The sequence below is a fragment of the Limnobacter sp. UBA7229 genome, assembly GCF_002473065.1.
Taxonomy (GTDB): domain Bacteria; phylum Pseudomonadota; class Gammaproteobacteria; order Burkholderiales; family Burkholderiaceae_B; genus Limnobacter; species Limnobacter profundi.
The window spans coordinates 134,301-159,817 of sequence record NZ_DKTN01000017.1 but is presented as its reverse complement, the minus strand read 5'-3'; the positions used below and the strand labels follow the sequence as shown (position 1 = coordinate 159,817).

Annotated in this window: 21 protein-coding genes, 1 other RNA gene and 1 pseudogene; 21 read left to right on the top strand and 2 right to left on the bottom strand. The window is 52.8% G+C overall.

The features are described from left to right. Positions 1 to 213: 213 nt before the first annotated feature. Entirely contained in the window at positions 214 to 1,233 is a 1,020-nt protein-coding gene (locus tag B4C79_RS10410; protein ID WP_291739595.1) for a transglutaminase domain-containing protein, read from the top strand. Between the two features lies 1 nt (position 1,234). Here B4C79_RS10410 and B4C79_RS10405 read toward each other — a convergent pair whose 3' ends face one another. After that, positions 1,235 to 2,416 carry a M20 aminoacylase family protein gene (locus B4C79_RS10405; RefSeq protein WP_291739594.1) on the bottom strand — a complete coding sequence of 394 codons (1,182 nt, stop codon included), beginning with the start codon at positions 2,414 to 2,416 and terminating at the stop codon, positions 1,235 to 1,237. Between the two features lie 105 nt (positions 2,417 to 2,521). On the opposite strand from B4C79_RS10405, the gene B4C79_RS10400 reads away from it, so the two are divergent. Beyond that, positions 2,522 to 3,613 carry an aminopeptidase gene (locus tag B4C79_RS10400; protein ID WP_291739593.1) on the top strand — a complete coding sequence of 364 codons (1,092 nt, stop codon included), beginning with the start codon at positions 2,522 to 2,524 and terminating at the stop codon, positions 3,611 to 3,613. On the opposite strand, the gene B4C79_RS10395 is transcribed toward B4C79_RS10400, so the two are convergent. Then, on the bottom strand, positions 3,608 to 4,411 hold the full coding sequence (locus B4C79_RS10395) for a class II glutamine amidotransferase (protein WP_171100611.1): 804 nt from the start codon (positions 4,409 to 4,411) through the stop codon (positions 3,608 to 3,610). The genes B4C79_RS10400 and B4C79_RS10395 overlap by 6 nt on opposite strands. Positions 4,412 to 4,463: 52 nt before the next feature. On the opposite strand from B4C79_RS10395, the gene B4C79_RS10390 reads away from it, so the two are divergent. From B4C79_RS10390 to ftsZ, 19 genes and pseudogenes are all read left to right on the top strand, one after another. Then, positions 4,464 to 5,810: a glycerate kinase type-2 family protein gene (locus B4C79_RS10390; RefSeq protein WP_291739592.1), complete on the top strand. Its 1,347-nt coding sequence runs from the start codon at positions 4,464 to 4,466 to the stop codon at positions 5,808 to 5,810. Between the two features lie 61 nt (positions 5,811 to 5,871). Continuing rightward, the gene (gene pyrC / locus B4C79_RS10385) at positions 5,872 to 6,993 is read left to right on the top strand and encodes a dihydroorotase (RefSeq protein WP_291739591.1); all 1,122 of its coding nucleotides are present in this window, start codon (positions 5,872 to 5,874) and stop codon (positions 6,991 to 6,993) included. A 3-nt stretch (positions 6,994 to 6,996) separates the two neighbouring features. Further along, positions 6,997 to 7,740, top strand: a pseudogene (locus tag B4C79_RS15880) (DUF3025 domain-containing protein); the annotation flags it as partial. An 83-nt stretch (positions 7,741 to 7,823) separates the two neighbouring features. Next, positions 7,824 to 8,227, top strand: an RNA gene (rnpB, locus tag B4C79_RS10380) — RNase P RNA component class A. A gap of 229 nt (positions 8,228 to 8,456) precedes the next feature. Further along, positions 8,457 to 8,885, top strand: coding sequence for a division/cell wall cluster transcriptional repressor MraZ (gene mraZ, locus B4C79_RS10375; protein WP_105027288.1), 429 nt, complete (start codon positions 8,457 to 8,459; stop codon positions 8,883 to 8,885). Between the two features lie 2 nt (positions 8,886 to 8,887). Continuing rightward, positions 8,888 to 9,859: a 16S rRNA (cytosine(1402)-N(4))-methyltransferase RsmH gene (rsmH, locus tag B4C79_RS10370; protein WP_105027287.1), complete on the top strand. Its 972-nt coding sequence runs from the start codon at positions 8,888 to 8,890 to the stop codon at positions 9,857 to 9,859. Next, entirely contained in the window at positions 9,847 to 10,128 is a 282-nt protein-coding gene (gene ftsL / locus B4C79_RS10365; RefSeq protein WP_105027286.1) for a cell division protein FtsL, read from the top strand. The genes rsmH and ftsL overlap by 13 nt, the downstream gene beginning before the upstream one ends. A gap of 34 nt (positions 10,129 to 10,162) precedes the next feature. Continuing rightward, positions 10,163 to 11,881 (top strand): peptidoglycan D,D-transpeptidase FtsI family protein, encoded by a 1,719-nt coding sequence (locus B4C79_RS10360; protein ID WP_240605750.1) that lies wholly within the window; start codon positions 10,163 to 10,165, stop codon positions 11,879 to 11,881. After that, complete coding sequence (locus B4C79_RS10355) at positions 11,878 to 13,374, top strand: UDP-N-acetylmuramoyl-L-alanyl-D-glutamate--2,6-diaminopimelate ligase (protein WP_291751182.1); 1,497 nt, start codon at positions 11,878 to 11,880, stop codon at positions 13,372 to 13,374. Before B4C79_RS10360 ends, B4C79_RS10355 begins: the two co-directional genes overlap by 4 nt. Beyond that, the gene (locus tag B4C79_RS10350) at positions 13,367 to 14,761 is read left to right on the top strand and encodes a UDP-N-acetylmuramoyl-tripeptide--D-alanyl-D-alanine ligase (RefSeq protein ID WP_291739272.1); all 1,395 of its coding nucleotides are present in this window, start codon (positions 13,367 to 13,369) and stop codon (positions 14,759 to 14,761) included. Before B4C79_RS10355 ends, B4C79_RS10350 begins: the two co-directional genes overlap by 8 nt. Continuing rightward, positions 14,751 to 15,905 (top strand): phospho-N-acetylmuramoyl-pentapeptide-transferase, encoded by a 1,155-nt coding sequence (gene mraY / locus B4C79_RS10345; protein ID WP_291739273.1) that lies wholly within the window; start codon positions 14,751 to 14,753, stop codon positions 15,903 to 15,905. The genes B4C79_RS10350 and mraY overlap by 11 nt, the downstream gene beginning before the upstream one ends. Before the next feature lie 27 nt (positions 15,906 to 15,932). Further along, a complete protein-coding gene (gene murD / locus B4C79_RS10340) occupies positions 15,933 to 17,408 on the top strand; it encodes a UDP-N-acetylmuramoyl-L-alanine--D-glutamate ligase (protein ID WP_291739274.1) in 1,476 nt (491 codons plus the stop codon). A 29-nt stretch (positions 17,409 to 17,437) separates the two neighbouring features. Then, the gene (gene ftsW, locus B4C79_RS10335; RefSeq protein ID WP_371133807.1) at positions 17,438 to 18,658 is read left to right on the top strand and encodes a putative lipid II flippase FtsW; all 1,221 of its coding nucleotides are present in this window, start codon (positions 17,438 to 17,440) and stop codon (positions 18,656 to 18,658) included. Further along, positions 18,655 to 19,728, top strand: a complete 1,074-nt coding sequence (murG, locus tag B4C79_RS10330; RefSeq protein WP_291739275.1) for an undecaprenyldiphospho-muramoylpentapeptide beta-N-acetylglucosaminyltransferase — start codon at positions 18,655 to 18,657, stop codon at positions 19,726 to 19,728. The genes ftsW and murG overlap by 4 nt, the downstream gene beginning before the upstream one ends. Beyond that, a complete protein-coding gene (gene murC, locus B4C79_RS10325) occupies positions 19,725 to 21,125 on the top strand; it encodes a UDP-N-acetylmuramate--L-alanine ligase (protein WP_291739276.1) in 1,401 nt (466 codons plus the stop codon). The genes murG and murC overlap by 4 nt, the downstream gene beginning before the upstream one ends. Further along, entirely contained in the window at positions 21,122 to 22,093 is a 972-nt protein-coding gene (locus B4C79_RS10320) for a D-alanine--D-alanine ligase (protein ID WP_171100594.1), read from the top strand. Before murC ends, B4C79_RS10320 begins: the two co-directional genes overlap by 4 nt. After that, positions 22,094 to 22,873 (top strand): cell division protein FtsQ/DivIB, encoded by a 780-nt coding sequence (locus tag B4C79_RS10315; protein WP_105027277.1) that lies wholly within the window; start codon positions 22,094 to 22,096, stop codon positions 22,871 to 22,873. It abuts the gene before it with no gap. Between the two features lie 25 nt (positions 22,874 to 22,898). Then, on the top strand, positions 22,899 to 24,131 hold the full coding sequence (ftsA, locus tag B4C79_RS10310) for a cell division protein FtsA (RefSeq protein ID WP_105029701.1): 1,233 nt from the start codon (positions 22,899 to 22,901) through the stop codon (positions 24,129 to 24,131). Between the two features lie 64 nt (positions 24,132 to 24,195). Continuing rightward, positions 24,196 to 25,365 (top strand): cell division protein FtsZ, encoded by a 1,170-nt coding sequence (gene ftsZ, locus B4C79_RS10305; RefSeq protein WP_008250414.1) that lies wholly within the window; start codon positions 24,196 to 24,198, stop codon positions 25,363 to 25,365. The last annotated feature ends 152 nt before the right edge of the window (positions 25,366 to 25,517 follow it).

The window sequence follows — 25,517 nt, the reverse complement described above, 5'->3', positions numbered from 1 at the left end:
TGAGGCGGGGTTTTTTTATTTCAGATCAATACGGTGCTCCACTGCGATTCAACCGTGTCTAACGGCGTCTGCACAATTTTCAGAACGAAGCTTTTTCAGAACGAAGCTTTTTCAGAACGAAGCTGCTTGGTCCCAATTGGTGTTCGTTTCATGTGATTTTGCATTTATTCCTATATCTTCGTTGCTTTCTGTTTGTTTATCTTGGAATTGAAGTTGAAGTATCTTCTTGATCATCGGTCACGGTATATTTTTGGCCTATTGGTTCTTCTTATCCCGTTTGCCGTTTGCGCTGATAAAGGCGTTTCTCGATACCAGCAACTAAATACCCACTTTCACCAAACACTGGCTACGCATGAAACACGGCTAGAATCAAAATTTCATTCCTTACTTTCGGTTGCTGAAACGGATGAAGAGAGGGCCTGGTTGGTCTACCGGTGGGTCACTTATCATTTCAAACATGACGCGGGTTTGGCCAACAGGATTGGGGATCCGTCACAACATTCACTTGAGAAACTGCACAAGCTTGCGGGCGGTAGTTGTGCGGTTTATGCCGATGTAACTCATCGTTTGATGAAAATGGCAGGCCTTGAGGTAAAGACAATTTATGGTTTGGTGAAAGGTGGTCCTGCAACATCGCACCGGAATGGCAAACCTGTCAATCATGTCTGGAATGCAGTCAAAGTCGATGGTGTTTGGAAGGTAGTGGATTCCACCTGGGGGGCTGGTTTTGTGGGTCGACAAGGGTTTCAATCGTTGCACAGCGATCTGTTTTTTCTTCTTCCGCCAGAAAAAGCGATGTTAAGTCATTATGACGGCGCTGATGAATTGGGGTATCAACGGGCATTTGCTGTTAACCAGTCGTTGTTTGCCAAATTGCCCGACGATGCCTTGTATGCAGCTGCGGTGGGGCTGGATCCAAAATTAATAGTCGATGCTGCGCGAAGGGAGCCCCGTTTTAATCTGGTGTCGACCTTTGATTTACCTCCAGATGCTTTGCGAGTGATGTCGGCGCCCGTAAGTGGTGTGCTTGAACGCAGGGAACACCGTTTTGTTCTCGAGTCTGCAATTTTTGAAGAATTGATGATTGTTCAGGGAAAGTCATGGAGACCACTGAAGAAAAGTGGCAAGGTTCATTCCCTGATTCTTGTTCCGAGTCAGGGAGAGTTGCTGGTCATGGGGCGACGTCCAAAACAACATGAGTTTGAGGCTTTGTTGGGTTATCGAGTCAAGTAATTCAAGTGCCCTCGAGAAAGGCGTGCGTTATTGCCAGCCATGCCTTAACACCAAGCGGAAGTATTTTGTCATTGAAGTCATAGCTTGGGTTGTGCAGCGTGCAGGGCCCAATGCCATGTCCGTGAGTGCGATGACCCCCATCGCCATTGCCTATCCAAAGATATGCCCCAGGTTTGTGTTGAAGCATGAATGCAAAGTCTTCCGCGCCCATGGTCGGAGGAAGGTTGGTGTGAACTGCAGTTACTTCAGGCACTCGCTTCAAGGCATTCTTTGCCAGTTCGGCCATTTCCGCCGAATTGATGGTGGGCGGATACTTGCGTTCAAACTCCATTTCAGCAGTTGCACCAAAGGCTGCGCAAAGCTCGGTGCTGAGCTTGCTCATGTGCTGTTCAATCAAATCCAGCGTTTCAATGCTGAAGGTACGAACAGTACCCTGCAATATCGCATGGTCGGGTATCACATTGATTGCTTCGCCAGCCTGAATCTGGGTGACTGACAATACTGCAGGTTCCACAGGTTTGCAGTTTCTGCTGACAATGGTTTGAAACGCGAGAATGAGTTGTGCAGCAATGACCACCGGATCAATGCCAAGGTCAGGCATGGCAGCATGAGCGCCTTTGGCTTGAATTTTGACTGAAAATTCATTGCTCGATGCCATGACCGCACCCGTGTGTGCAGCAAACTCGCCTTCCTTCAAGCCGGGCCAGTTGTGCATGGCAAACACCGCGTCAACTGGGTAGCGCTGAAACAGGCCGTCGTCAATCATGCGTTGGGCACCAGCTCCGCCTTCTTCTGCAGGCTGGAAAATAAGGGCAACACTGCCTTTGAAGTTACGGTTTTCTGCGATTTCCTGCGCGGCTCCCAGCAGCATGGCCACATGTCCATCGTGACCACAGGCATGCATTTTCCCGGGGTGGCGGGAGGCGTGCGGAAACTGATTGCGTTCCTGGATGGGGAGCGCGTCCATGTCGGCTCGCAGGCCGATCATTTTGCCTGGCCCTTGGGTTCCGCGAATAAGGCCAACCACGCCAGTACGTCCAATCCCGGTTTCCACTGTGTATCCAAGTTCAGCAAGCCGCTTGGCGACGATATCAGCGGTACGGTTTTCTTCGTAACGCAATTCAGGGTGGGCGTGGATGTCTCGACGGGTATTGACCCAGGATTCAATTTTGCTCGGATTCACAACAAACTTCGCTGGTTGGTACAAGCGTTAAGAATCGCAGGTTTTGCTCACTGTGGCAATCGCTGTGCTTTACTATGAAAGTTCTTCATCCAAGGTAGGGCAGGAATGATTCGGCGCAGTATGTTGTCAGGCTTGTTGTTGGTGAGCGCTGTTCTATTGAATGCTTGCAGCACGGGTTCTTATTTTTGGCAGGCCACCACGGGTCACCTGCGTGTTCTTGGGGCTGCAGAGAACATTGATGAGGTGTTGTTGCGTCCTGATCTTTCGGGCAAGTTGCGCACTCAATTGCAATATGTCCAGGAAATACGGGAGTTTTCTGTGGTGCAGCTGGGGCTTCCTGACAATCGGAGTTACCGCACTTACGCTGACTTGAATCGCGCCTATGCGGTGTGGAATGTGGTCGCTTCCCAGCCAGACAGTTTGACTTTGGAAACCTGGTGTTTCCCTTTAATCGGTTGTATTTCTTACAAGGGTTTTTATTCGGAGTCTCGCGCAGCGGCCCTTGCGGATGACCTTCGTAAACAGGGCTTGGATGTGGCGGTGCTGGGTGTGCCTGCGTACTCAACCTTGGGTTTTACGCCCGACCCGGTTTTGAATACTTTTGTGAATTATCCGGCAGGTGAATTGGCCAGGCTGGTTTTTCATGAGCTAGCGCACCAGGTGGTTTACATTGCCGACGACACAATGTTCAACGAGAGCTTTGCGACGGCGGTTGAGGAATTGGGGGTGATTGCCTGGCTTGCTCAACCTGGGCGGGAGGTGCTGAAGGCGCAGTATGATCTATTCGATTCACGCAGAAATGCTTTCAGGCTTATGTTGGCGCGTGCTCGCGATGATCTGGAACAGATTTATGAGAACAGCAATAGGCTGGACACGCCGCAGGTGTTGAGATTGAAAGAGCAGCGTTTCAAGCAGTTGCTGGTTGATTACGATGCATTGAAGGAGTCTTGGGGCGGATGGGCTGGTTATGACCGGTTTATGGCCGAAGATTTGAACAACGCGAAGTTGGGTGTGTCTGGTTTGTACACTCAATATGTGCCTGCCTTCAAGGCTTTGCACAACCTCTGTGATCAAAGCTTTCAACGTTTTTATACAGCCACCGAAATGTTGGGTGAATTCTCCCGTCAACAGCGTGAAACGCTGTTGACGGAGTTGGAGCATCGCGAGCCTTTGTCTTTTGGCTTCAAATGTTTATAAAAGCAGGCTGTGACCGTTCTTCAGCACGGGCCGGCCGTCTTCGAACACCAGAAAGGATTGCGGCTCGAAGGGTGTCCATACCTCGTCGTTCGTGAGCGCCGAGGTTGCAATTACCGCAACCCGATCGTTCTGTGTGGTTACGGCACCAAAGTCGACTTGAATGTCGCAATCAACCAAATGCGCGGCTTTGAAAGGATGTGCGCGAACGATGTACTCGAGTTTGGTAGAGCAATGCGTGTACATCGCTTGCCCGTTGGACAGCAGCATGTTGAAGGTGCCGTGTTCAGCGATCTTCGAACACACCGGGCGAAGCACCTCATCGACTTCTGCCACGCTGGGGCGGTTGCCGGCGGTACGGTAACCAAATTCGTTTTTCAGGGTTTGCAGCAATAGGCAGAACGCGAGTTCGCTGTCAGTTTCTCCAATGGGCAAAAAGTCGCCTTGAAGACTTGGGTTGAAATCTTTTAAATCACCGTTGTGCGCAAACACCCAAGCCTGTCCCCAGAGTTCTCGAATGAATGGATGGCAATTTTGAAGTTTGACCTGCCCAACTGTGGCTTTGCGGATATGGGATATCACATTGTAAGACCGGATGGGGTAATTCCGGATTAATTCCGCCACTGGGGAATCAGAGGCAGGGCGGTGATCGATAAAACATCTTGCCGCGGAGCCTTCGAAAAATGCGATGCCCCAGCCGTCTGCATGTTCATCGGTCAAGCCGCCTCTTTTGGCAAAGCCCTCAAATGAAAATTGAATGTCGGTTGGCGTGTTGCAGTTCATGCCGAGCAATTGACACATGGTTTAATTGGTAAATTGTTGATTAATTGATTTTTATTTTAAGAGACTTTTCATGTCTGAGAAGGATGATTTTTACAAAGACCTTTTAACTGAGGTTTTTGATGTGGGTGTTTTGGCGGCCCAGCCCGAGCAAGCCTTGAAGGAGGCTTGGCACGAGCAAATCATGCCTTGGTTGAGCCAGTTGGCCCCGGAGCGCGAGCGTGTGTGGGTTTTTGGTGCAGGCAAGGCGGCCGCATCCATGGCCAAAGCCCTGGAGGGTGTGGCCGGTTCGTCAGAAAAACTGCAAGGGTTTGTTGTAACCCGGCGCGGACATGAGGTGAAAACTTCAACGATCGAGGTGGTTCAGGCTGCGCACCCTGTGCCGGATGAAGATGGACAGCGTGCTGCGCGCAGACTACACAAAGCCGTTTCGGAAGTGCCTTCCAATGACGCTGTAATCGCGCTTGTGTCGGGCGGCGGTTCAAGTTTGCTCAGCGTGCCTGTGCGCGATATTCCCTTTGTTGATTTGCAGCAGTTGAACCGTGCCTTGTTGGCCTGCGGTGCGCCGATCGACGAAATGAACATCGTGCGCAAGCATGTGACACAAACGTTGGGGGGGCAGTTGGCGCAAGTTTGTCGTGCGCCCGTGTTTCAGTTGTTAATATCGGATGTACCGGGAGATGATCCTTCCTCAATTGCTTCAGGCCCATTTAGTCCGGATGAGAGTACTTTTCACGACGCCATGGAGGTGATCAAGCGTTGGGCGGTGCAAGTGCCACACTCAATTGCCAGGTATCTCGAGAAAGGGATAAAGGGTGCGGTGCCTGATACACCCAAGCGGAGTTCGCTGGTTTTTCGCAAAGTGAAAACCCATTTGCTGGCCAGCAATTTGAAGTCGTTGAATGCTGTAACCCAACACCTTGAGGTCAAGGGATACAAGGTTTTGAACCTTGGCGATACTTTGGAGGGTGAGGCGCGAGATGTGGCGCAGGTGCATGCAGCTATTGCCAGGCAAGCAGCCATGGGACAAGGGGGCTGGCCTGCTGCTCCGCTGGCGATTATCAGTGGCGGCGAATGTACTGTAACCCTGAATGACACGCAGTTGAGGCAAGCGCGGGGTGGGCGCAATTCCGAGTTTTTGTTGGCTTTGGCTTTTTACCTTCGGGATATGAGCGCACCTGTTGAGGTTGCAGCTATTGCGGCAGACACGGACGGGATTGACGGTATTGGCGGGCATGCCGGTGCGTTGATGTTGCCCGGCGACAGGCAGCGCTGCAAGGCTGCCAAGCTTGCGCCTCAGTTGCACTTGGATCAACACACCAGTTACGACTACTTTAAACGCCTGGATCGATTGTTGATGACGGGGCCCACGATGACCAATGTGAATGACCTGAGGATTATTCTGATCGGCAAGCCCTGAGAAAGTTCGGGCAATCTGCGTGAGGTAAAATACAGATCGTTCCAAACTTTATCTGGCCCTCATGATTCAGACCATTCAAATTGCTCCGCCCGATGATTGGCATTTGCACCTTCGCGACGGCGAGGCCCTGGAGCATGTAGTTGCGGCCACGGCGTTGAATTTCCGGCGTGCGATTGTGATGCCCAATTTGAAGCCGCCTGTGACCACGGTGGATCAAGCCGTGGCTTATCGTCAGCGTATTCTGGATGCCGTAGAGAAAGCTTGTCGCACGGGCGATTATTCCGCGGAGGAACAGGCCGTCATGCGTTTGTTTGAACCCTTGATGGTGCTGTACCTGACCGGTGCGACGAGCCCTCAGGAAATTGAAAAAGCGGCCAACAGTGGTGTAGTGCGAGCAGTGAAGTTGTACCCAGCTGGCGCGACCACAAATTCTGAAGCTGGTGTTTCCGATTTGCTGGGCCAATGCGGCGCCGTGTTGCAGGCCATGGAGCTTCATGGTTTGCCTTTGCTGGTACATGGTGAAGTGACGGATGCGGATGTGGATGTGTTTGATCGCGAAGCCGCATTTGTAGAGACGGTGATGAAGCCTTTGCGTCGGCAGTTTCCGAATTTGCGGGTAGTTTTTGAACACATCACCACTGAGCAAGCGGCCACGTTTGTCACAGAGAATTCGGGGCGTGACGCGCAGGGCAGGTTGCTGCTGGCTGCAACCATTACACCTCAGCATTTGCTTTATAACCGCAACGCTTTGTTCAAGGGTGGTTTACAGCCACATTGGTATTGCCTGCCAGTGTTGAAGCGCGAAGTGCATCGCAAGGCACTGTTGAAAGCGGCAACCAGTGGTTTACCGCAGTTTTTCCTGGGTACAGACAGTGCTCCGCACGCCAGGCATTTGAAAGAAATGTCATGTGGTTGTGCCGGTTGTTATTCTGCACCCTACGCCATGGCCATGTACGCTGAAGCTTTTGAGCAGATGGGGGCATTGGAAAGCGTTGAGCTGTTTGAAAAGTTTTGTAGTTTGAATGGCCCTGCATTTTATGGTGTGCCTGTAAACGAAGGTGTGTTTGAGCTACAGCGCAAGTCTTTTGAAGTACCGCAACGGCTGCCCTTTGTTACAGAAAGTGGGATTGTGCCTTTGAGGGCAGGAGAGGTGCTGGATTGGACTGTTACCCGTCTTCGGTGAGCGGTGGTGGCAGACTCAGCAGGTAGCCCCTGGCTATGGCCCTATGGTGAAAACCGTGCCCGTTTTGATTCTCGATTTGATCATGAGGGCGCTGTTTCCCGTCGGTTGAATGATCTGCGTGGTGAGCTGGTTGAGGCCACCCCCGTTTTTTTGCATTCAACCGAAAATTTGGGGGCGCTCGAATATGAGCGCCTTGTGCAAACTGGCCAGATCCCGACTCGAGATCTTTCCCACGATTGGTACAACGGGCAGGTATGGCTGGCATTTCCCAAAGTAAAGCAGCTGATCAATGCACTTCATGTACAGGACGCCTGTTGCTCTGCGGACCAAAGTGGAAGTTTGTCTGGCAATGGTCGAAGTCGCTTGCGCGATGCCCTGACTTTGTTCGATGAAAGCGGCGCGCTTCTTTTGACCACGGAGTGGTCGCTCTGCACGGCCTTGTTACAGCACGACTGGAAAACCTTGCTGCTTGATCAGCGAGAAAGCTGGAGTACCCGTGCCAGGGTTTTATTGTTGGGGCACGGTTTGCTGGATTGCATGAGTGCGCCTCACAAAGGTTTGTGTGCAAAGGTGGTGCCGGTGCAGGTTCCTTCGCTTGACATGGAATTGCCTGAGCTGCAGCGATTGCTGTTGTTGGTGGTAGCGCAACTTCGCGCACCCTGTAACTTGAGCCCCTTGCCAGTGATGGGGGTTCCGGGCTGGTTTCGAGATTCTGAGCGACCGGGCTTTTACAACGATTCTTCTGTTTATCGCGCGAAGCCAACACGTCGGGTTTCTTCATCTCATGAAAGATTGGCTTTTATTTGGGATGGGTCTACACTTGCTTTCGGAAAGTGCGTCGGACAATCGCTGCCTGAATTTCAGGGAGAGGAAAGTCCGGACTCCAGTGAGCACGGTGCTGGTTAACGACCAGGCGCTATAAGGTTTTGGTGACAAAACTCAAAGCGACGGAAAGTGCAACAGAAAACACACCGCCGATGGAAAGGCAACTTTCACAGGCAAGGGCGAACCGGAGGTGTAAGAGACCCCCGCAGGCTTGGCGACAAGGCTGGCTAGGTAAACCCCACTTGGAGCAACACCAAATAGGCGCGCAGGCGCTTTAAGCGCCAACGGCGCTCCCCGAGCGCGCGGGTAGGTGGCTTGAGCTGAAGAGTAATTTTCAGCCTAGAGGAATGATTGTCACTTTGGCTGCAAGGCCATTGAACAGAATCCGGCTTACAGGCGCGCTTTCTACTTCCCCTCATCAGGTTTTAATTCCCCAGCTATTTCTTAAGACATTACTTTCAGTGTTGTCTTTATGCTCTTATTTTTTCAGTCATTTTTTCTTGATTAATTTCTTCAAAGTGCTTCTAAGTCCTTGGTTGTAAAGCGTTTTCTCGAGAGAACTGCTTGACCACCGATTTCATAATGCGTAAAGTGGTGATTCGTGGGGATTTGTGTGATTTTGTGGGAATTTAATTCGCGTGTATCAAGGCAGTTCTTCCTTATCAATGGATGCAAAAGGGCGCATGAATGTGCCACAGAAGCATCGTGACGCGCTGCAAATGCAGTGCGAGGGAGCCTTGACGCTTACAAAACACCCCAACGGCTGTTTGTTGATGTTTCCGCGCCCTGTTTGGGAGCAGCATCGAGAAAAAATTGCCGCTTGGCCCATGTCCGCCCGCCCTTGGCAGCGTATTTTCCTTGGCTTTGCAACAGATGTTGAAATCGATTCTGCAGGTCGTATTCTGGTGTCCCCAGAATTGCGGGAAGCAGCTTCGTTGAGCAAGGAAGTGATGTTGTTGGGCATGGGTAGTCATTTTGAGATCTGGGATTCCACGCTGTTGAAGGTGGAAGAGGAAAAGGCAATTGCTGCGGGCATGCCTGAATCACTGAACGAATTCAGTTTCTGAAGGTGAGTGCCGATGAACACATCCCCGTGCTTCTTCAACCCACGGTTGACGCCCTGTTGCACACGCCCGATGGACTTTATCTGGACTGTACCTTTGGCAGGGGCGGACACAGCCGCGCTTTGCTCGAAAAGCTTTCGGCGAAGGGGCAACTCGTGGCCCTTGATCGTGACCCTCAAGCAGTTCAGGCCATGGGTGAAATCAAAGACTCCCGTTTTCGGGGTGTTCGCAGTGCGTTCGCCGATCTTGAGTCGGCGCTTGATTTGCTGGGGATCGATCAAGTGGATGGCGTGTTGATGGATATCGGCGTCTCTTCACCCCAAATCGATCAGGCTGAGCGGGGATTCAGTTTCCGCCGGGATGGTCCACTGGACATGCGCATGGATCCGCAGGCTGGAGAGTCAGCGGCCGATTTTCTTGCTCGGGCAGAGGCCCGGGAAATCAAAGAGGTGATAAAGAATTATGGGGAAGAACGGTTTGCTGTTCAGATTGCAACAGCGATTGTTGCTCGCCGCGCGGAGCGGCCGATCACTACAACACTCGACCTTGCCCAGATCGTGGCAGGGGCAGTTCGCACGCGGGAGCCGGGCCAGGACCCTGCAACGCGCACCTTTCAGGCTTTACGGATTCACGTCAACCAGGAGCTTGCGCAGCTCGAACAAGGTTTAACTGCGGCCTTCAAAAGATTGAAGGTGGGTGGAAGGCTGGCGGTGATCAGCTTTCATTCACTTGAAGATCGAATTACCAAGCAATTTATTGAGAAGCTGGCGAATCCAAAATCGCAACAGGATGCCCGTTTGCGCAAACTACCGCTGCCCGAGCCCACGCCGTTGATGAGAAAGCTGGATCGCATCAAGCCGAGCAAAGAAGAGTGTGAGTTGAACCCCCGTTCACGTTCATCCGTGTTGCGCGTGGCTGAGAAGCTGGCCGAGTGGCCGGCTGGTCCTTCGGTAGGGGGGAACGCATGGGGCGCTTGAATATTCTGTTGCTTGCTTTGGTGATTTTTTGCGCCATGTTGGTGGTTGAGCAGCAACACGCTGCGAGAACCTTGTTTGTTGCATTGGGCCAGGAGCAACAGGCTGAGCACCAGATTGAAGTGGCGTTTACCCGTTTGCAATTGCAGCAAGTGGCCTTGGCCAAAGGTGAGCGTGTGGATGAAGTTGCGCGCACCCGACTGGATATGAATCCTCCGGCCCCGGGCTCGGTGGTTTTCATGCAGCTGGAGGGGGGCTTTCAACGTGAGTAAAGCTGTTCGTTTCGGCGGATCAGAATTGTTGGAAATGCGATTGCCAGCCTGGCGATCGCGTTTTGTTTTGGTGTGCATCTTTCTGGCATTTGGTGGCTTGATCGCGCGCGCTGCCTACTTGCAGGTTATTTCCAATGACTTCTTGCAGGAACAGGGCGCCAAACGCCTGGAGCGTACGCTTCCACTGCAGGCGAGTCGAGGCAGTTTGCTGGATCGCAATATGGTGGTGTTGGCGCAAAGTGTTCCGGCCCAGGCTGTGTGGTATGACGGCCGTCGAATTGTAGATGCCAAGGATGAAGATCTACGCAAGCTTGCGGCCGTACTTGGTTTGAAGCCCGACCGAATGATTGCCCAGATGCGTAAAGATTCCAAGCGCGCATTTGTTTATCTGGACCGTCAGGTGGATTCTGATGTTGCCGCAAAAGCCAAGGCATTGAAAATTCCTGGCTTGGGGTTTGTGACCGAGAGCAAGCGCTATTACCCCCAAGGCGAGACCATGGCGCATTTGGTGGGTTTTACCAGCATTGAAGACAAAGGCCAGGAAGGCGTCGAGCTTGCTTTCAATGACCGGCTTACAGGTGAAGACGGCGAACGAAATGTGTTACGCGATCGCCTGGGCAATGTGATTGAAGACATTCGGGAGCTGCGCCCGCCCGTGAATGGACAGGATTTGGTGTTGTCCGTGGATGCAGATGTGCAGTACATCGTTTTGTCGGAGCTGAAGAAAGCGGTTGAGCAGCACAAGGCCAAGGCTGCCGCTGCCGTGGTGCTGGATGCGAAAACTGGTGAATTGCTGGCCATGGCCAATATTCCCACCTACGACCCCAACAACAGGGGGCAGTTGCATGGTGAAAAGTTGCGCAACCGAGTGTTCACTGACATGTTCGAGCCCGGTTCAACCTTAAAGCCATTTGGTGTGGCCTTGGCGATGGATCAAGGCAAGGTAAAAGCCAGTACAAAAATTGACACTGGCAATGGACGTATGTCGATCGGGCCGGCCACAATCAGTGACACAAAGCCGCATGGTGTCATGACTGTTGAGGAAATCATTCAGAAGTCCAGCAACGTCGGTACCTCAAAAATTGTGCTGGAGCTTGAGCGAAAGGATTTGTGGGATTTTTTCAATTTGCTGGGTTTTGGACAAACTCCCTCGATTGCATTCCCCGGCTCAGTGGCTGGTCGTGTGCGCCCCTGGAATAAATGGCGTCCGATCGAGCAAGCGACCATGTCCTACGGGCATGGTATTTCTGTGTCCCTGATTCAGTTGGCGCAGTCGTACACTATCTTTGCAAACAAGGGACACTTCGTTCCGGCCTCCTTGATCAAGCGTGGGCCGCAAGACCCTGTTGTGTCCCACCGGGTGATTGGCGAGAAAGTTGCAGATAGCATGTTGCACATGCTTGAGCTGGCCTCCGGGCCGGAAGGTACAGCCATCAAGGCGCAGGTGCAGGGCTACCGGGTTGCTGGCAAAACCGGTACAGCACACAAGCAGGAAGGTGGACGTTACGTGAACAAGTACGTTTCCTCTTATGTTGGCCTGGCACCTGTTTCTGATCCTCGTGTCATCGTCGCCATTATGGTGGATGAGCCCAAGGGGGGGGTGTACTACGGTGGTTTGGTTGCGGCGCCAGTGTTCTCGACCATTACCAAAAGCGTATTGACTCGTTTGAATGTGCAGCCTGATGCAATCGAGTCCACAGAGCAGTTGCGCAAGTTTGTTGCCGCACCGAGCGCAGCAGGGAGTCGCCTATGATCAGCGCTTACTTGCATTCTGTGTCCGAGGTGTTGGCTGAGCTTCATGAGCGCGGCTTCTACGCCGATTGCTCGGGCTTGGTGACAGATCACCGTCGCTTGACAGGTCCTCGGGATGTGTTTCTTGCCGTGCCTGGTGAAAAGTTTGATCCGCGAAATTTGGCCGATGATCTGTTGATCGAGCAGCGGTGTGGTCTTGTACTGGTCGATTATGACGACCAGCGCGCCTACCAAAGCGCCAGTGTGTTGCCCGTACTGCATTTGAAAACCATGTTAGCCGACCTGGCTTTTGGTTATTACGAAACCCCCAGCGATGCGATGACCATTATTGCGGTGACGGGCACCAATGGGAAAACCACTGTTACCCGCTGGTTGGCGCAGGCACTCAATCATCTTGGCAAGAAAGCCGCTGTGATCGGCACTTTGGGTTATGGCGAGCCGGATCAATTGAAGGCTCACACCGGTTTGACCACTCCAGATGTGGTGGGCGTTCATCACCTGCTGCATGAATTGCGTCAACACCAGTTCGACACGGTTTGCATTGAAGCTTCGTCGATCGGGCTTGAGCAGCGTCGGCTGGCCTGTGTCAGCATCGATGTCGCCCTCTTTACCAATTTATCTCAGGATCACCTGGACTATCACGGGGACATGGCAGCATATGGCCGTTCCAAAATGATTCTGGCCAGCTGGCCGACTTTGCGGTTGGCGGTGGTCAATGCGGATGATTCTTTCGGCATGGAGTTTTTGGCCAATGTGCAGCGCAGAAATATTGATTGCTCCGCTGTAGGGCGCGCAGACAGTGCTGAGTGCCAAATTCTGAGTGTTGCCCATCAAGAAAACGGCCAACGCATTGAATTGAAAATCAACGGTGCAAGCACCCAGATCGACACGTCCATTATTGGCGAATTCAATGCTGACAATATGGCATTGGTGTTTGCGACTTTGATAAGACTTGGGTACGACGCAAGCCAGGTGAAGAGCGCTTTGGCAGAGGTTACTCCAGCACCTGGACGCATGCAGCACATTGAAGGCGAACCGGCGGTGGTTGTTGATTACGCGCACACCCCAGATGCACTGGAAAAAACACTACTGGCGCTTCGGCCATTTGCCAACAAACGCCAAGGCAAGCTGTGGGTGGTGTTTGGTTGTGGTGGCGATCGGGATCGCAGCAAACGCCCTTTGATGGGAGCTGCGGCAGCTGACAAAGCCGATTTCGTGGTGGTTACCTCAGACAACCCACGCAGTGAAAAACCAGAAAACATTCTGCAAGAGATAGTGGATGGAATCGACAAGGCCCGGCAGGACAAACTTCATGTCGAGGTTGATCGCGTGCGGGCCATTGAATTTGCCGTTGCCAAAGCGAGCGCCAAAGATGTCGTGTTATTGGCTGGCAAGGGGCACGAAAGTACTCAAACGATTGGTGCACAAGTAATTGCGCATTCAGATGTGCAGTGCGCGACGAGCGCGCTGGGCAAGCGAGGTGCGCATGCTTGAGTTGAACTGGGCCTTTGAACACGTTGCGACTGCTTTGAGTAAGCAGTTGAAACAGGATGCGCCAGAGGTGCCAGGTGCTGTGCGCCTGATTCAAACAGACAGTCGTTTGGTTGAAAAGGGTGATCTGTTCGTGTGTTTGATTGGTGAACGATTTGATGCCCATGATTTTGCAGAGCAGGTGATGCAGTCGGGTGCTGCTGCTTTGGTGACTAGTCGCGAACTCGATTTGCCGATTGCCCAGTTTGTGGTGAATGACACTCGTCTTGCCTTGGGTGCCTTGGCCAGTGCCTGGCGGCAACAGTTTGATTTGAAGGTGTTGGCTGTAGTGGGCAGCAATGGCAAAACAACCAGCAAAGAAATGTTGGGCAGCATCTGCAAGGCGCAATGTGGCAACGATCAAGTGCTGGTGACTGCGGGTAACCTGAACAACGACATCGGCGTGCCACAAACATTGTTGAAACTGCGATCTCAGCACCAGATGGCCGTGATTGAGATGGGCATGAATCACCCCGGGGAGATTGATTACCTCGCCGGGTTGGTAAAACCTGATGTTGTGCTACTGACCAATGCACAGCGAGAGCACCAGGAATTCATGAAAACCGTGTTGGCTGTCGCCAAAGAAAACGGCAGTGCATTCACTCATTTGCCGCGCAATGGTTGTGCGGTATTTCCGGTGAGTGAAGAGTTCGATGCTTGTTGGCAAGCGCTGTCAACCGGCAAAAGCACCTTGCGTTTTGGATGCGGTGCGGATTTCGATATTTTGCCAGCACGGCGTGATTCTGAACAATCCACTGTGATGCTAAGCGCTCTGGGTAAGCACATTGAATTGCACCCGAATTTTATTGGTGAACACAACTACGCCAACGCAACTGGAGCGGCAGCTGCGGCCCATGCAGCGGGTTGTACTCATGAAGCAATTCAAAAAGGTTTGAATGCATTTCAACCAGTGAGTGGACGCCTGCAAATTGCCTTGAACACGCCACTGATGTTGTTGATCAATGACAGCTATAACGCAAACCCTGATTCTGTGAATGCTGCAAGCAAAGTGCTTGGTCAGCAGGCAGGCAGTACTTTGCTGGTACTGGGCGACATGGGTGAGGTGGGCAATCAGTCAGATGAATACCATGCTGAAGTCGGTTGCTATGCAAAACAGGTCGGCGTCAAACACCTGTATGCCCTTGGCGACGCGACCACGCACACCGTATTGGCCTTCGGCGAGGGTGCAATACATTTCAAAAACATAGAAACCTTAATAGAAAACACCATGAATACTACGAAGCAAGGCCGATGGTCTGTGCTGGTCAAGGGCTCCCGTTTCATGAAAATGGAGCGAGTTGTGCAGGCGCTGATTCAACATCATTCAGGGGAGGCTAACCATGCTTCTTGAGCTTACCCAATGGCTTGCGCAAGACATTCGCGCATTCGGTGTTTTCAATTATTTGACTTTGCGTGCGGTGTTGGCATGTGCCACTGCACTGTTGGTTGGGCTGGTGGCTGGGCCCATGGTGATTCGCAAATTGACTCAATACAAAATTGGTCAATCTGTACGTGATGATGGTCCCCAAACTCATTTGGCCAAAGCCGGTACACCCACCATGGGTGGTGCGTTGGTCTTGATTGGTATTGGTATTTCAACCCTGTTGTGGGCTGATCTCTCCAATCGTTTTGTGTGGGTGGTGATGCTCGTCACCTTCGGTTTCGGCTGGATAGGCTGGGTCGATGATTACCGCAAAGTGGTGTATCGCAACCCCAAGGGCTTGTCAGCGAAATGGAAGTATTTCTGGCAAAGCGTGGTGGGGTTGATCTGTGCGTTCTATCTGGCTTTTGCCGTTTCTGCACAAAGCGGACAGGAAGTGCTGGATATTTTTGTGGCCTGGGTTGAAAGCGGTTTTTCAATGCACCTGCCCAACAATGCAGACCTGATAGTGCCCTTTTTCAAGTCGATCAGCTACCCCTTGGGTGTTTGGGGTTTTATCGCTCTGACTTACTTTGTGATCGTGGGCACCAGTAATGCGGTGAACTTGACCGATGGCCTGGATGGCTTGGCGATTATGCCCACAGTGATGGTGGCATCCGCCTTGGCGATTTTTGCCTACGTGGCCGGCAATGCGGTGTACTCCAAATATTTGCTGCTGCCATACATTCCAGGCGCAGGTGAGCTGGCTGTTTTCCTCGCAGCTATTGCTGGCGCAGGTTTGGCCTTCCTCTGGTTCAACGCTTACCCGGCACAGGTGTTCATGGGTGATGTGGGTGCACTCGCTTTGGGTGGTGCGCTGGGTACGGTTGCTGTGATTGTTCGCCAAGAAGTGGTGTTGTTCATCATGGGTGGCGTGTTTGTGGCGGAGACCCTCTCGGTCATGATTCAAGTGCTCTATTTCAAGTACAGCGGTGGGAAACGGGTATTCCGAATGGCGCCGCTACACCATCACTATGAACTGAGTGGCTGGAAGGAAACCCAGGTTGTGGTTCGGTTCTGGATCATCACCATGATTCTGGTGTTGATTGGTTTGTCTACGCTGAAATTGCGTTGAAATTGCGTTCAAATTGAGTTGAAACGAATGAATTTGCTTCTTGATCAGTCGGTTTTGCAAGTCGGACTCGGCGAGTCTGGTTTGGCTTGCGCGCGCTGGGCGCTTGCGCAGGGTGCCCGGTTGACTGTGATCGACACGCGTGAAACGCCTCCAGGATTGCAAGAGTTGCAATCCATTCAACCCGATGTGCGCGTGTTCAATTCGGTAGGCGATTTGAATTGGGACTTCAACCGTGTGGTGGTGTCACCTGGTTTGCCGCCTTCTCATCCTCTGATGGTCGGGGTGCTCGCACAGGCTGCGGAACATTCCACTTCCGTTGATTCTGAACTTGACCTGTTTGCCGACGCACTTCAGGCCTTGCAGCAAAGTAGAAACTACAAACCGCAAGTGGTGGGTATTACCGGAACCAATGGAAAAACCACCACAACTCGAATGGTGGAATGCCTCGCGCAGTTCGCCGGGAAAAAGGCTGTTGCAGCAGGCAACATCAGCCCGGCTGCTCTGGATGCTTTGCGTGAGCAATTGGAAGTGGATGATTTACCCGATGTTTGGGTGCTTGAGTTGTCGAGTTTCCAGTTGCACTGGACCAAGCGCTTGAAGTTTGATGCATCGACCGTGCTCAACATCACGCAAGACCATCTGGATTGGCACCCCGACATGCGGGAGTACGCCGAAGACAAGTTCCGAATCTTTTCGGAGAACGGCGTGTGTGTGCTGAACCGGGATGATGAACTCGTGGCCAAGGTCAATTTGCCTGCTGGAGCCGAGGTGATCACCTTTGGCACAAGTGCCCCTGTTCATGCCAATGACTTTGGCCTGATTCGGGAGGGCGGTATGTTGTGGCTGGCGCAATTGGTTGGAGACCAAGAGGTGCTGACATCCACTCGCCGCAAAAAGCAGGAGGAATCAGAACCCAGCCAAAAGCTGTTGATGCCGACCGAGGCTTTGCAAGTAGTGGGCTTGCACAATGCGAGCAATGCGTTGGCTGCTTTGGCCTTGTGCCAAGGCCTTGGTATGCCAATGGCCAAGTTGTTGCATGGGTTGCGCAGCTACCAGGGCGAGCCTCACCGGGTACAGCACGTTGTGCAAATTGATGGTGTCGATTATTTCGATGACAGCAAGGGCACCAATGTAGGGGCCACTGTGGCGGCATTGAACGGTTTGGCCAAGCCCACCGTGTTGATCGCCGGCGGCGACGGAAAAGGGCAGGACTTCTCGCCCTTGATTCAGCCTGTATCGAATTACTGCAAGCATGTGGTGTTGATTGGGAAAGACGCTGACAACATGATGAGTGTCCTTGCCGGTGCGCAGGTGCCCTGCGAAAAAGCAAGTACTTTGGAGCAGGCTGTTCAAGTGGCGGCCAGCAAGGCCCGTGAGGGCGACTGTGTGTTGCTCAGCCCTGCATGCGCAAGCCTGGACATGTTCAGGAATTATGTGCATCGAGCTGAGGTATTTGTGGATGCCGTTCGAGCCATTGCGGCCGACAGGGGGCAGCCATGCTAGGCAATTGGGGCAAGAAAGATCAGAGCAGCATGCAGTTCAAGAGCCTGATCCCCGCCACTGCGGCGGGTGGTGGTTTGTCATCCTCCATGTACAAAGTCAACCGTGGACCTGCGGTGTCTCAGGCCATTGACCAAGGCCTGATTTGGGCTGTGTTGGCGCTGCTGTTCCTTGGGCTTGTGATGGTGTATTCCGCCACTGTGGCTTTGCCCGATTCCAACAAGTATGCCAACTATCAAACCACGCACTTTTTGGTTCGGCACGCGGTATCCATTGCAGTGGCATTTGTGGCGGCCTTTTGTGTTTTCCAGATTCCAATGAAAACCTGGCAAGAGTTGGCGCCATTGGTCTTTTTGTGTTGCATCGCTTTGCTGGTCTTGGTGCTGATTCCTGGAATTGGCAAAGAGGTGAATGGTGCTCGCCGATGGCTCTCGCTGTACGTACTGAATATTCAGCCATCTGAATTGATGAAGGTCTGCGCGATCATTTATGCAGCCGATTACACCGTGCGCAAGCAAGCCTATATGCAGCGTTTTGGGAAGGTATTGTTTCCCATGTTCATGGCCATGTTCCTGGTGGGCATGCTGCTTTTGCTGGAGCCTGACATGGGGGCATTCATCGTGATTGTCACGGTGGTGTTCGGAATCCTGTTTTTGGGTGGCATCAATGCACGGGTTTTCTTTGGTGTGTTGTTCGCTCTAAGTGCGGCATTTGCCTTGTTGATCGCCTTCAGTGATTACCGCCGTGCCCGCTTGTTGGCTTACCTCGATCCATGGGAAGGCGACAACGCTTTGAACAAGGCCTATCAGTTGTCACATTCCTTGATCGCTTTTGGGCGAGGTGAAGTATTGGGCGTAGGTTTGGGTGGCAGTGTTGAAAAATTGCATTACCTGCCCGAGGCCCACACCGACTTTCTGCTCGCGGTCATTGGAGAAGAGCTTGGTTTTGTGGGTGTGACGGTTGTCATTTTGCTGTTCCTCTACATCGTCAAACGATGCTTTGCCGTGGGTGCCCAGGCCATCGCACTGGAGCGAACATTCTCCGGTTTGGTGGCCAAGGGCGTAGGCATCTGGATTGCAGTTCAGTGCTTTATCAACATGGGCGTGAATTTGGGTGTTCTGCCCACCAAGGGTTTGACCTTGCCTTTGATGAGTTATGGCGGCTCCGCAATACTCGTGACCTGTGCGGCTTTGGCACTGGTGCTACGCATTGATCATGAGAACCGAACCATGATGCGGGGAGGTGCGGCATGAGCAAAGCACAGCGATTGGCATTGATTGTTGCAGGTGGTACCGGCGGTCATATTTTCCCGGGATTGAGTGTTGCCTCTGAATTGAAAGCCCGTGGTTGGCAGGTTCAATGGGCGGGTAACCCACAGGCCATGGAAGGCCGATTGGTGCCGGCACATGGCGTTGAAATGAATACCTTGGTGTTCTCAGGCTTTCGCGGTAAGGGCTTTGTGCAGCAGGTCTTCATGCCCTTGAAATTGTTGCGTGCATTCTGGACGTCAGTTCAAATTCTTCGCCGCACCAAGCCCGCGGTAGTGTTGGGCATGGGCGGGTATGTGGCATTCCCGCTGGGCATGATGGCCAGCTTGCTGAATATTCCTTTGGTGGTGCATGAGCAAAACTCGGTTGCAGGCTTGACCAACAAGGTGTTGGCTAAATTGGCAGATCGAAACCTGGTTGCTTTCCCGTATGCCCTGCCCAATTCCAATTGGGTGGGCAACCCCGTGCGTGAAATGATTTACAGCCAGCCAGAGCCCCGCGCGCGTTTTCTTGGCCGCAGTGGTCCGTTGAAATTATTGGTGTTGGGTGGAAGTTTGGGTGCACAAGCCTTGAATGAGGTGGTACCCAAAGCCTTGGCTAACTTGCCCGCAGATTGCAGGCCTGAGGTGGTGCACCAAGCGGGAGAGAAAAATTTGCCCGCCTTGCGCGACAACTATGAAAAGGCTGGCGTAAGCGCCCAGCAGCTGGCATTTATTGATGATGTTGCAGGTGCCATGGCTGCGGCCGATTTGGTGATTTGCAGGGCTGGTGCAATGACTGTTGCGGAAGTCGCCGCCATTGGTGTTGCAGCGTTGTTTGTGCCTTTTCCGCATGCTGTTGACGACCATCAAACCCACAACGCAGGTTTTCTCGTGAAAGAGAATGCGGCCTGGCTGCGTCAGCAACACGAATTGGACGCCACATGGCTGGCGAACTGGTTGCAACAAATCAGCCGGGAAACATGCCTTGAACAAGCAGAGCGGGCGAGGGCCTTGGCCAAACCACAAGCCACTCAGGAAGTGGCGAACTACATTGAACAGGTTGCGAAGGTATGAAACACAAAGTCAAACATGTGCACTTTGTAGGGATTGGTGGTTCTGGCATGAGCGGAATCGCCGAAGTATTGATTAACCTTGGTTACAAGGTGAGCGGTTCCGACTTGTCTGATTCTGCCGTGACTCAGCGACTGGCCAAATTGGGTGCCACCGTGTTTACAGGTCACGAACGGTCAAACATTGCGGGTGCAGATGCAGTGGTTACATCCACTGCTGTTGGCGGCAGCAACCCTGAAGTGTTGGCAGCGCGCGCAGCACGGGTGCCTGTGGTGCCACGCGCTGTCATGCTGGCCGAATTGATGCGTTTGAAGCAGGGCATTGCTGTGGCTGGCACGCACGGCAAAACCACGACTACCAGTTTGGTGGCCAGCATTCTGGCTGAAGGCAAACTCGACCCCACTTTCGTAATTGGCGGACGTTTGAATTCGGCGGGTGCAAACGCCAAGCTGGGCACTGGCGAATTTATGGTGGTTGAGGCTGATGAATCAGATGCATCGTTTTTGAACCTGATGCCGGTCATTGCAGTGATCACCAATATTGACGCCGACCACATGGAAACCTACGGGCATGACTTTGCACGTTTGAAGCAAGCCTTTGTGGAGTTCACACAGCGCCTGCCTTTCTATGGTGTGGCTGCGGTGTGCGTCGATGATCCTTGTGTGCGCGAGATCATGCCGTTTGTGTCCAAGACGATCGTGACTTACGGTTTGTCGGAGCAGGCACAAATTCGCGCAGTGAATGTTCAGGCTTGCCAAGGGCAAATGAAGTTCACGGTGTTGCGTGAAGACGAGGCACCGCTGGACATTACCTTGAACTTGCCTGGCGACCACAACGTATGCAACTCACTTGCAGCAATTGCCGTGGCCACGGAAATTGGTGTGTCCGATGAAGCGATTGTTACCGCCCTTGAAAAATTCAATGGTGTTGGTCGTCGCTTCCAGCATTACGGCGAAGTGGCCGCCAAAGAGGGAGGGCACTTTCTGGTGGTCGATGATTATGGACATCACCCTGTTGAAATGGCTGCTACACTCGCGGCCGCGCGGGGTGCCTACCCGGACAAGCGCTTGGTACTTGCCTTTCAGCCCCACCGTTACACGCGCACCCGCGACTGTTTTGAAGACTTCGTCAAGGTCTTGGGCACACCAGACCTGGTGATTTTGTCAGAAGTGTATGCCGCTGGTGAAGCACCAATTGTTGCGGCAGACGGTCGCTCACTGGCCCGCGCTGTGCGTGTGGCCGGGCGCACAGAACCTGTATTTGTAGAAGACATGAATGGGATGGAAAGTACGATTTTGAATATAGCGCGTGACGGCGATTTGGTTATCACCATGGGTGCAGGTTCAATTGGCGCATTGCCTGGTCGCCTGGTCGCCAGTGTCATGGGAGGCAAGCCATGAGCACACGGATTGACGCAAAAGGCTTGGGCAAAGTGGTAGTGCTGTTCGGCGGTCGTTCTGCTGAACGGGAAGTGTCGTTGAAATCAGGCAGCATGGTGCTGGCCGCCTTGCAGCGCAACGGCGTGGATGCGCATGGATTTGATCCCGCCGAACGCAGCATGGTTGAATTGGCCCAAGGCGGTTTCGACCGCGCTGTTATTTCCCTGCATGGCCGCTTTGGCGAAGACGGCACGATTCAAGGTGTGCTGGAGTGGCTAAATATTCCCTACACCGGCAGCGGTGTGACTGCCTCGGCCCTGGCCATGGACAAAATTCTGACCAAAGCTGCGTGGATCAGTCAAGGCCTGGCCACGCCCGATTACGTTCGTCTTGAGCCTGGTTTCAATGTGAATGAAGTGGTGCAACGCTTGGGCCTGCCCCTGATCGTAAAACCAGCGCAGGAAGGATCGACCCTTGGTTTGACCAAGGTAAAAACAGCAGATCAACTACAGGCCGCTTTCGAGCTGGCATACAAGTACGACCCGAATGTACTGGCAGAGAAGTTTGTCAGCGGGCAAGAGTTGACTGTGCCCGTGATGGGCGAAGGCGCAGGTGCGCATGCACTGCCCGTGATTCGCATTCAGGCCCCGGATGGCAACTACGACTATCACAACAAATACATCGGCAATGAAACCAAGTACTTCTGCCCAAGCGGTCTGAGCGCCGATTTTGAAGCGGAAGTGCAGGCGCTTTGCGTGAAAGCCTACCAGGTGTTGGGTTGTGCAGGCTGGGGGCGTGCCGATGTGTTGGTTGATGAAAGTGGCAAACCCTGGTTGCTGGAAATGAATACCTCGCCAGGCATGACTGACCATTCGCTGGTGCCCATGAGCGCACGAGCCAGTGGCGTGGAGTACGACGACTTGGTGATGCAGATTGCCGCCAGTGCGCGGCTGAAAGCATCTGGTTTGAACGTGGGGGGCGCGCGCTAAATGTTGGGAGCCATCTGGAACGACGACAAACTCATGAGCATTATTGCCGGGCTGTTTACAGCGCTGGCCATGGTGCTGCTGGGTTATGCGTGTATTCAGTGGTTGATTCAGCGCCCGGTGTTTGAACTGAAGCGCGTGGAATTGGTGGGCGATGTAGAGCGTGTGAATTTGATTGGTTTCAAAGCCAATGTGTTGCCAAAAATTGAGGGTACTTTTTTCTCGGCCAATTTGCAGAAAGTACGGGAGCAGGTGGAAGCCCAACCCTGGGTGCGCAAGGCTGTTGTGCAGCGAACCTGGCCCAGTGGCTTGCGCATCCAGATTCAGGGGCACACACCCTTGGCGCTGTGGGGAGAAACACGATTGGTCAACACGTATGGCGAAGTGTTCTCTGCCAACCTGGCCGAGGTGGCAGAAGACCAGCAGTTGGCCGTGTTGAATGGGCCAGCAGGCAGCGAACTGCTTGTTTCCAAAATGTATGTGTCAAGTATTGAAAAACTGAAAACGCTGGGCATGTGGCCCTCGCGTGTGGAGTTGTCAGATCGGTATGCCTGGTCGATTGAAACAGACACTGGCATCACGATTGAACTGGGCCGCACACAAGAGAATTTCAGCATAGAACAGAAAATGGATCGACTGCTGGCGGTTTATCCAAAAATTACAAGCCAGGTGATGGCAGCAGTAGAGAGAATTGATCTGCGCTATCCACGGGGTGTTGCAGTAAAGGGCGAGCGTTTGGCGGCGTCAAAGCCTGCTGGGGCTTCAAGCGTGAAATTGAACTGAATATGAAAAATTGAAACTGGGCACCATGAACAAAGAGCCGAAAGATTTGATAGTTGGGCTGGACATTGGCACTGCGAAAGTTGTGGCCATGGTTGCGGAGTTGCTGCCTGACGGCCGCTTCGAAGTCATAGGCGTGGCGCAACACGAATCGCGGGGGTTGAAAAAAGGGGTGGTGGTCAATATTGAAGCCACAGTGCATTCCATTCAGCAGGCCTTGGAAGAGGCGGAGTTAATGGCGGACTGCAAAATTAAAACTGTACTCACCGGCATTGCCGGCAGTCACATTCGCAGCTTCAACTCCTCGGGTATGGTCGCCATTAAAGAGCGTGAAGTGACACAGGCCGATGTGGCCCGTGTGATTGAAACCGCCAAGGCGGTGAACATTCCAACCGACCAGCAAATTCTGCATGTGTTGCCGCAAGAATTTATCGTGGATGGTCAGGAAGATGTGCGTGAGCCACTGGGTATGAGCGGTGTGCGTTTGGAAACGCGCGTACACATCGTGACAGGGGCTGTTTCAGCAGCACAAAACATTGTGAAGTGTGTACGCCGTTGCGGGCTTGAAGTGCAGGACCTGATGCTTCAACCCCTGGCTTCCAGCATGGCTGTATTGACTGAAGATGAAAAAGAATTGGGTGTGGTGCTGATCGACATTGGCGGTGGTACCACTGATATTGCCGTCTTCACTGGCGGCGCAATTCGCCACACTGCGGTCATTCCAATCGCTGGCGATCAAATCACCAACGACATTGCGATGGCCTTGCGCACACCAACGCCCGATGCGGAAGAAATCAAGATTCGCCACGGTGTGGCCAAACAAGTACTGGCCGATCCACACGCAAAAATCGATGTGCCTGGCATTGGCGAGCGCGACCCGAGAACTTTGTCCAAACAAGCCTTGGCCGCTGTCATCGAACCGCGTCTTGAAGAGTTGTTCTTGATGGTGCAACAGGTTTTGCGCGAATCGGGTTACGAAGAATTGTTGTCCTCAGGTGTTGTGTTAACGGGTGGCACCAGCTTGATGCCTGGTATTGCAGAACTGGGTGAAGATATTTTCATGAAACCTGTGCGCATCGGTGTGCCCGATTACGCGGGTGGTTTGGCTGATATGGTTCGCACCCCGCGTTTTGCAACAGCCATGGGTTTGCTGCACGAAGCACGGGCCCAACATTTGCGTGGCCGCCGCGTGGCTTCACAAGGTGGCGGCTTGAAGCAAACCGTACAGAAAATGAAAGAGTGGTTTTTGGGTAATTTTTAATTGTGGTTTTTTTTAATTAGTTTTTTCGGCGATGTTAATTTTTGCTAGATAGGAGGCAAACACCATGTCATTTGAAATTCTCGAGACAGAAACCCAAGGGACTGTCATTAAAGTTGTGGGTGTGGGCGGCGCAGGCGGTAACGCGGTGGCCCACATGATTGCGCAAGGCGTTCAAAACGTCGAATTCATTTGCGCCAACACCGATGCACAGGCGCTGGCAAAAACCAAAGCAAACGTGCTTATTCAATTGGGTAAAACTGGTTTGGGTGCAGGCGCAAAACCCGAGGCCGGTCGCCAGGCGGCAGAAGAAGACCGTGACCGCATTCGCGATGCCTTGCGTGGTGCGCACATGGTATTCATTACCGCAGGTATGGGCGGTGGTACAGGTACAGGCGCTGCGCCAGTGGTGGCTGAAGTTGCCCAAGAACTGGGAATTTTGACCGTGGCTGTTGTAACCAAGCCTTTTGAATTTGAAGGCACCAAACGTTGCAAGGCCGCGGAAGAAGGCCTGGAGAAATTGTCCAGCAAAGTGAATTCACTGATCATCGTGTTGAACGAGAAACTGCTGGAAGTGGTGGGCGACGATGCAACTCAGGAAGACTGCTTTATTGCAGCTGACGACGTGTTGCACAACGCATGTGCAGGCATTGCAGAAATCATCAATGTAGAAGGCAATGTGAACGTCGACTTCGAAGATGTGAAAACAATCATGTCTGAAGTGGGCAAAGCCATGATGGGTACTGCAACGGCCAATGGCCCAGACCGTGCGCGTGAAGCCGCTGAGCAGGCCATCGCTTCTCCATTGCTGGAAGGTGTGGATTTGTCGGGTGCCCGTGGTGTGTTGGTGAACATCACTTCAAGCAAGAGCCTGAAGCTGAAAGAAACCAAGGAAGTGATGAATATCATCCGCGCTTATGCGGCTGAAGATGCAACCGTGATTTTCGGTACTGCCTACGATGAAACCATGGGCGACGATTTGCGCGTGACTGTGGTTGCGACGGGTTTGGGCCGCAAAGCCGCCAAGCCCACTTTGGTACAGGCTGAACAGTACCAGCCCATGGCCCGCACCGGTACGTTTGATGCGGTAAGTGGTCAGCAAGGTGAAACGGATTACGCCATTCCGGCCGTATTCCGCAACCCACGCGACAACGCCGCTTCACGGGTACAGGCCTTGCAGGACAGTGGTATGGACCGGTTTGACATTCCCGCATTTTTGCGTCGTCAGGCAGACTGAAGGTAGTGAGTTAGTCAACACAAGCGATCTGCTTTTCGAGAACATTTTCGAAAAGTGAGTGTCCTATCATTGCCCTTGGTAGTTCGGGGGTGAAGTTTGCAGTTTTGCCGAAGACTGCAAATCCGCGATCTACCCAGGGTCGCTTGTGTGGT